General features: G+C 38.9%; 4 protein-coding genes and 1 pseudogene. All 5 read left to right on the forward strand.

The window, feature by feature from the left end:
* Positions 1–823: pseudogene (locus B0183_RS11480) on the forward strand (phage head morphogenesis protein); the annotation flags it as partial.
* Positions 823–1,041 carry a hypothetical protein gene (locus B0183_RS11485; RefSeq protein WP_021111144.1) on the forward strand — a complete coding sequence of 73 codons (219 nt, stop codon included), beginning with the start codon at positions 823–825 and terminating at the stop codon, positions 1,039–1,041. The pseudogene B0183_RS11480 and the gene B0183_RS11485, both read left to right, overlap by 1 nt.
* Positions 1,041–1,460, forward strand: coding sequence for an HD domain-containing protein (locus tag B0183_RS11490; protein WP_021112316.1), 420 nt, complete (start codon positions 1,041–1,043; stop codon positions 1,458–1,460). The genes B0183_RS11485 and B0183_RS11490 overlap by 1 nt, the downstream gene beginning before the upstream one ends.
* A 147-nt stretch (positions 1,461–1,607) precedes the next feature.
* The gene (locus tag B0183_RS12970; RefSeq protein WP_021110712.1) at positions 1,608–1,730 is read left to right on the forward strand and encodes a hypothetical protein; all 123 of its coding nucleotides are present in this window, start codon (positions 1,608–1,610) and stop codon (positions 1,728–1,730) included.
* Positions 1,731–1,823: 93 nt separating this feature from the next.
* A partial coding sequence (locus B0183_RS11495) for a tape measure protein (RefSeq protein WP_165688522.1) occupies positions 1,824–3,313 on the forward strand: 1,490 nt, incomplete at its 3' end.

Here is a 3,313-nt window from a genome sequence, read left to right on the forward strand (position 1 = left end):
TGCGGAAGAAATGCCGTCAAGCACAAGAGCAAGCCAAGATGGCCCTGTATCAGAGCAGATTAACTACGAAAATTGGTTGAAAAGCAAATCTCCAGGGCAACAAGATCAGGTATTAGGCAAAGGTAAGGCGGATTTATGGCGTAGAGGCGTGATTACTTTTGCGGATATGTTGGATCAGAGTGGGAGACCGTTGACATTAAAGGATTTATACTTAACACATAATTTAGACGTTGGCTATAGTACTATGAATAGCATTGAAGAATTGCGGCAAAAGGCAATTGATGTAGAACCAGAGATTACAGAAAAGATCACGGAAATTATTTCGTCTGTTGGTGCAAAAACAGCTGGATTAGAATATCGTCTGAAGTCTTTGGAGTCGCTAAAAAGAAAAGTGGAAACAGAAGTTCTTGCTGGTATTTCTGAGAAACAGGCAATCAATAGCGTAAAAGATGTTATTCGTTACACTGCAATTCTTGATGTTAATAACTTTGTGTTACAATATGACAAAATTCAGTCGGCACTTGAAAAGCAGGGGTACTTCACTGTTGTTGTAAAAAATACTTGGAAAGATAGTGCTGTTTACAAAGGTGTTAATACTTTTGTTACTACTCTGATAAAAAAGGATAATGTTGTTTTTGAATTACAATACCATACACAGCAAAGTTTTGATTTGAAAAATGGAGTATTGCATAATCTTTATGAGCAATTTAGAGATCCTGCAACACCTCAAGATGAGAGAAAAAAATTGTATGAAAAAATGCAAATATTAAGTTCGAAATTAACAGTACCTAAAGATATTCAGAAGGTAAAAGGAGTGAAATAATGTATCAATATTATTTAGCCAAAATTGGTGAAAATCAACAAAAGCTTATTCGAGGCATACCAAATGATTTTCTTTCTTTTTCTACTTATGAACCAGAAAAAGAAGATTGGGATCAAAAGTTTGGCACTTTTTGGGCTGATAAGATTTTAGTAAGTGATTTTGATGCATTTAAAGTGATCACTGAAAAAGAAGCTATTCGTTTTATTAAGGTTCACTAATGATTTCTCACAAAGCTAAATTATTAGCTAAACAGTTGCATGCAAATCAAGTGGATAAAGCTGGAAAAGCCTATGTCGAGCATCTGCAATCTGTTGCTGATGGACTTGTTCAACCAACTGATGATGAGTTAGCGGTAGCTTGGTTACACGATAGTGTGGAAGATACGACCATTTCACTTGCTCAAATTAAAGCTGAATTTGGCTCAGTTATAGCAAATGCTATTGGTGCGATAACGAAACGTAAAGACGAGCCATACGAGACTTATTTAAAACGAGTAAAAGCAAATGATATTGCTCGAAAGGTCAAGATTGCTGATTTAACTCATAATATGGATCTAAGTCGTCTAGCAAAAGTCACTGAAAAAGATATTGCCAGACAGCAGAAATATCAGCAAGCTAAACTATTTCTACTAACCTAGCCTAAGTGCTAGGTTTTTTATTGTAAAAACAAACCCCGAAGCGTTTGCAGCACTTCGGGGTTTTTCATATCCACTTAAAGCACTAAGGGGACATAAATTTAAATGAATAATAAACGATTTACCTTGCGATTTCTAGGAGTATTTCTAATGGAAACATTAAATATCAGCGGAACAGAATTACGCAAAACGATTTGGGCGGTAGTGCTGGGTATCGCATTACTTAAATTAACAGATGCGGTACTTGCGTTGTTACCGCTTTTTGTCCGATAACCTTATAAAGCAAAAACTGACCGCACTTTGATGTGCGGTTTTTTATTATCCACGTTTCGGAAGAAACACAACTCACTTAGGAAGGAAATCCAAATGAAATTAAAACTCGATGAAAACGGCAATGTTGTGGTTGTAGATGGCAAACCTGTGTATATCCACGATGACGGGAAGGAAATCCCTTTTGATGCACCGCAAGCAATGCAAAAAATTTCTTCGCTCAATGCTGAAAACAAGCAACACCGTGAGGCTAAAGAGAAAGCGGAAGCGGAAAAGGTTAGACAAGAAGTGATTAAGGGCTATGAGCAAAAACTGGCAGATGCCAAAGCGTTAGCAGAGAAAGTGCAAGGTCAATTGCATACTGAGTTGATCGGCGGTTCGTTTGCTCGCTCTAAGTTTGTCACGGAGAAACTGGCAATGCCTGTTGATGTGGCTCAAGCGTTCTTTGGTAAGCATTTTAGCATTGATGAAAACGGTGCAATTTTGGCAAAAGATGCGTTTGGCAATGAAATTTTCAGTCGAGTAAAACCAGGGCAACGAGCGGATTTTGAAGAAGCGTTAGAGGCTTTAGTGGATGCTTACCCTAACAAAAACTCTATTCTAAAAGGCTCTGGCTCAAGCGGTGGTGGCGGTGGTGCAGGTGGTTCATCTGCAACAAAACCTAAATCACTTAGCGAATGTAAAACAGATGTAGAGGCAACAACTTCATTATACACGCGTTCGGCTCGTGCTTTAAAAGATTATGGCTATGCGCAAAAAGATATTCTGCAATTTACTGAAACAATGAATAAAGCAATGGCTGTCGGTGGTGTGAGTGCTGAGGCTCAAGCAAGTGCATTATTTCAGTTGTCGCAAGCTTTGGGTTCAGGGCAATTACAAGGTGATGAATTTAAAACCATTGCGGAATCCGCCCCGATTATTCTTGATGTATTAGCGGAATACATGGGTAAAAGCCGTGCTGAAGTGAAAAAACTGGCAAGCGAAGGACAATTAACATCTAAATTGATTTTTGACGCCTTTAATGGCTCAACAGAAAAAATTAACCAAAAATTTGAACAAATGCCGATTTCATTTGGTGGTGCAATGCAACAAATGGAAAACGCATTTATGAAATTTGTAGACGAACAGAACCGCACTTTAGGTATTACAGAAAATTTAGCGACAGGTATTTCTTTTCTTGCGCAGAATTTTGAATATTTAGCCGGTGTGCTTTTGGCAATTGCAGCTGGCAATGGTGCTAAGTTTATTTCAACGTTGGTTCTTGCTCGAGTGGAAACACACAGACAAGCGCAAGCGAGTTTAATCGCTGCGAAAGCCACACAAACCCAAGCAGCGGCAGAATTAGCGGCTGCACAAGCCAAAATGAATTTGTTGAATTCAGAAATGCAATTAGTACGAACCAAGAAAGCTAGAGCAGCGATTGAGGCTAAAATGGCTCAACAAGCGCAAGTTATTACGGGGCTTATTAATGCGGAGGCAGCTGCTATGAATAATCTTGCTGCAGCCTCTCAACGCGCATCAATTGCAAGCAGTGCAGCCGCAGGAGCCAAAAATTTATTAAGTGGCGCATTAGGTCTTATTGGTGG

The organism is Glaesserella parasuis (assembly GCF_002015085.1).
Classification (GTDB): Bacteria; Pseudomonadota; Gammaproteobacteria; order Enterobacterales; family Pasteurellaceae; genus Glaesserella; species Glaesserella parasuis.

What these genes read in the sequence shown, in the direction of transcription:
- B0183_RS11490 (WP_021112316.1), top strand. Translation starts at nt 1,041, where the DNA reads ATGATTTCTCACAAAGCTAAATTATTAGCTAAACAGTTGCATGCAAAT.
- B0183_RS11485 (WP_021111144.1), top strand. Translation starts at nt 823, where the DNA reads ATGTATCAATATTATTTAGCCAAAATTGGTGAAAATCAACAAAAGCTT.
- B0183_RS12970 (WP_021110712.1), top strand. Translation starts at nt 1,608, where the DNA reads ATGGAAACATTAAATATCAGCGGAACAGAATTACGCAAAACGATTTGG.